Genomic DNA, 4144 nt, shown 5'->3' on the forward strand with positions numbered 1-4144 from the left:
CGCCAGCAGCGTGCCGAGGACGATCGCCGTGTCGCGAAGCGCAGCGGACCGAGTGTCCGCGGCACGCTGCTGGACGGTGGTGGCGATGTTCTCGGCCGCCTCGCTCGTCAGCTCCTGGTAGATGTCACGGCTGGCGATGAGGGAGGATCGCAACTGCAGGATGGGGAGCAACCCGCCGCGGGCGGCATCCGCGAGGCCCTGGTCGATGAAGGCGTTTCGCTGGGCGATGTTGTCACGAAGCGTTGCGAGCCGAGGGTCGTCGATCGGGTAGTACCGGCCGAGCACGTCCAGTAGACCCGACTCGGCCCCGGCGCCGGAAACCACCGCGGTGGTGGGAAGGTCGCCGGTCCGGGCTCTTTCACGTCCGTTCGGCCCGGCGTAGATGTCCTTGAGCGCGACGAGACCCATCGCCTGATCGAACAGGCGCCGCTGCGCTTCCCACGCGTTGGTCAGAAGGAAGCCCTTGTCGACGACGTCGCTGTCGTCGATCGGGCGCACGATCTCGTCGACCTCCCGGATGAAGTCCGCGGCGAACTTGCGCTGCTTCTCCGTGAGCCGATCCGACGCGACGCCCGGTGATTCCATGAGGCTCAGAAGGGCCCTGCCGTCAGAGACCGTCTGATCGATCGAAGCGGCGACCGCGGGATCGAGTTCGGGGTTCCGGGCCTGCTCAGCCACGTCCTCCATCAGGGCTTCCGCGGTTTCGCGGTCTTCCTTGGTGATCGTGCCGGAGGCGTAACCACTGGTCACGGTACCCATGGCGGCCTCGAGGGCAACGATGTCGGGGACGCCGACGATCTGATCGGCCGCCTCGGTGAAGTGGACGGCGTTGCTCAGCTCACCCTGCACCCGCAGTCCGCCGAGCACCATGGCGACGGTGACAGGAACCGCGAGAACCGCGGTGACCTTCCACCGCAGGCCCCAGCCTTCGATATCCCAGAACTTTGCCCGGGGCGGCGACTCGTCGCTCATCCCACGCTTCCTTTCCACCCGGCGGTTACGCGCCGGTCTGTGCTCGTGACTGCGTCCACGGCACGGTGAACGCACAGGCCGCGGTGACTTTCGGCAACAGAGGGAAGTGAACGGTAAGCCGAACCCGGTTCACCCACCGCTGGATGTAACGAAATCATCACATCCCCGCGTGCCAAGATTCCTACCACAGCGCACTCCCAACAGCTACTTGTCAGTAACATCCGCCTCGGGAGTCACATCAGTACTTTTTCGACGTTCGACAGCGGCTCAGGCTACACAGAATGGTGGTTCACAGTCGAGGGCGGATATCCCGATCTCCGCCCTCGACCGAAACGCGACACAACCTAGACGTCGAGGAAGCGAACGTCCTTTGCATTGCGAATGATGAAGCTGCGACGTGCATCGACGTCCTCACCCATCAGCACGCTGAACAATTCGTCGGCCGCAGCGGCGTCGTCGAGCGTGACCAGGCGCAGCACGCGAACGGACGGGTCCATCGTGGTCTCCCACAGTTCCTTCGCGTTCATCTCACCGAGGCCTTTGTAACGCTGGATGCCGTCTTCCTTGTTGATCCTCTTGCCGGCAGCGAGGCCCGCCTCGACCATCACGTCCCGTTCACGATCCGAATACGCGAACTCGGGTTCGCTGCGCTGCCACTTGAGCTTGTACAGCGGCGGCTGCGCCAGGTAGACGTGCCCGTTCTCGACCAGTGGACGCATGAAGCGGAACAGCAGCGTCAGGAGCAGCGTCGCGATGTGCTGGCCGTCCACGTCGGCGTCGGCCATCAGCACGATCTTGTGATAACGCAGCTTGGCGAGATCGAACTCGTCGTGAATACCGGTACCGAAAGCTGTGATCATCGACTGGATTTCGGTGTTCTTCAACGCACGATCGAGGCGAGCCTTCTCGACGTTGAGGATCTTGCCGCGAAGCGGCAGGATCGCCTGGTACATCGAATCCCGGCCCGACTTGGCCGAGCCGCCTGCGGAGTCGCCCTCCACGATGTAGATCTCGGATTTGCTCGGATCGTTGGACCTGCAGTCGGCGAGCTTGCCCGGCAATCCACCGAGGTCGGTGGCGCTCTTGCGCCGCACCAGCTCGCGAGCCTTACGCGCAGCGACGCGGGCCTGTGCCGAGGACACCGCCTTGGAGACGATCGTCTTCGCGTCCGCCGGGTTGGCTTCGAACCAGTGGCCCAGATGTTCGTTGCACGCCTTCTGGACGAAGGACCGAACCTCGGTGTTGCCCAGCTTGGTCTTGGTCTGACCCTCGAACTGCGGTTCACTCACCTTCACGGAGATGATCGCCGCGAGCCCTTCACGGATGTCGTCACCGGTGAGTTTGGGATCTTTGTCCTTGAGGAGTTTCTTGTCGAGCGCGTACTTGTTGACCGTCGCGGTCAGCGCGGACCGGAAACCCTCTTCGTGAGTTCCGCCCTCGTGGGTATTGATGGTGTTGGCGAACGTGTGCACCGACTCCGAGTAGCCGGAGTTCCACTGCATTGCGATCTCGAGTTCGTGGCCGGGGCCCTTCGCGGTGAATCCCACGACGGAGTTGTGGATGGCCTGCTTGGTGCGGTTGATGTGCCGCACGTAGTCCTCGAGGCCGCCCGGGTATTGGTAAACGCGGGTCTTGACCTTGTGTGGGCTGGGGGCTGCGGCCTCCGCGGTCTCTTCCTCCGCGGATTTCGGTGCCTCGGCGACCTGGCTGACGACCTCTTCGGTGACCTCGGCGTCGCTGACCCGCTCGTCGGTGAGCGTGATCGTGAGGCCCTTGTTCAGGAAAGCCATCTCCTGCAGGCGCCGCGCCACCGTCTCGAAGCTGTAGACGGTGGACTCGAAGATGTCGGGGTCCGACCAGAAGCGAACCGACGTCCCCTTCTCGTTGGTGGGCTCACCCTGGATGAGCTCACCGGGCTTGGAGTAGGTGTACGTCTGACTCCAGTGGTAGCCGTCACGCTTGATGTCGACCTCGAGTTTGGTCGACAGTGCGTTGACCACCGAGATACCGACGCCGTGCAGACCGCCGGACACGGCATACGAATCGGAGTCGAACTTGCCGCCGGCGTGCAGTTGGGTGAGGACGACCTCGAGGGTGGGCACACCGGAGGAGTGCATGCCGACGGGAATTCCGCGACCGTCGTCGACGACCTGGACTCCGCCGTCCTCGAGGAGGGTGACCTCGACCTTGCTCGCGTGTCCGGCCATGGCCTCGTCGACGGAGTTGTCGACGACTTCCCAGATCAAGTGGTGCAGACCGCGCTCACCGGTGGAACCGATGTACATGCCCGGTCGCTTACGAACTGCTTCGAGTCCTTCGAGGACGGTGATGGAAGAAGCGCCGTAGTCCTTGCTGGAGGTACTTTTGTCTGACTTCTGGGCAGCCACGGGTGGGTAGCTCTCCTTCTCCGTCCACTACCCGACGCAGGAGAGTCGGGAATCTTGCGGCTAGTTACCTGGCCATCTTACTGGTACGTCGAGCCTACAAGCGGGCTATGACACCCCTCAGTGCCCCGTAGGGGGATTTTCAGGACTCGCCGGGGGTGAAAACCTATGCGGACGGATCGAGGGATCGTCGGCCGTGGATTGCCTCGACGAAGTCTGCGGTCAGCCGAGCGACGTCGTCCGCATGTGAGATCGGTGACCAGTGACCGGCCGGGATCTCCCGGCGACGCACCTCGTCAACCCAGATCTCCGTGTCCTCGAAACCGACCGGACGGACGGCCTTGTCCCGCTGGTTCAGAATCAGCTGGACCGGAACTTTCGTGCGGCGCTCACGCGGTGCCCCCAGGCGGGCCCGGATGTTGGCCCGGTACAACTTCAGACCGTTGACCATGTCGGCGGCCAGCGTCGGGGAAGGGTCCACCAGCGCAGGATCGAGACGATCGAAGAACTTCAGGAATGCGGGCCAGTGCCGGGAGAACCACAGACGCAGAGGCAATGTCGCCACACCGGGAACCTGGAAGATCACCGTGTAGCCCGACGCCACCGCCTGGGTGAGCGGACCGCCGAAACTACGGTCGGCGACGCGCCGTCGCACCCATTTTCCCAGGTGATCGAGATTGGGACCGGACACAGAGGTGAAGGAGGCGATGCGCGCATCGGCGCCCGGTTCACAGACGGCCTCCCACGCCGCGACCGAACCCCAGTCGTGGGCCAGTACGTGGACGGGC

The 4144-nt window shown here is 63.8% G+C and carries 1 protein-coding gene and 2 pseudogenes; all 3 read right to left on the reverse strand.

Features of this window, described 5'->3' with window-relative positions:
- A pseudogene (locus tag WAW17_RS16335) lies at positions 1-972 on the reverse strand (ATP-binding protein); the annotation flags it as partial.
- Between the two features lie 344 nt (positions 973-1316).
- Positions 1317-3359, reverse strand: a complete 2043-nt coding sequence (gene gyrB, locus WAW17_RS16340) for a DNA topoisomerase (ATP-hydrolyzing) subunit B (RefSeq protein ID WP_422333995.1) — start codon at positions 3357-3359, stop codon at positions 1317-1319.
- Between the two features lie 163 nt (positions 3360-3522).
- Positions 3523-4144, reverse strand: a pseudogene (locus WAW17_RS16345) (alpha/beta hydrolase); the annotation flags it as partial.

The sequence above is a fragment of the Rhodococcus sp. (in: high G+C Gram-positive bacteria) genome (assembly GCF_049286785.1).
Taxonomy (GTDB): Bacteria; Actinomycetota; Actinomycetes; order Mycobacteriales; family Mycobacteriaceae; genus Rhodococcus_F.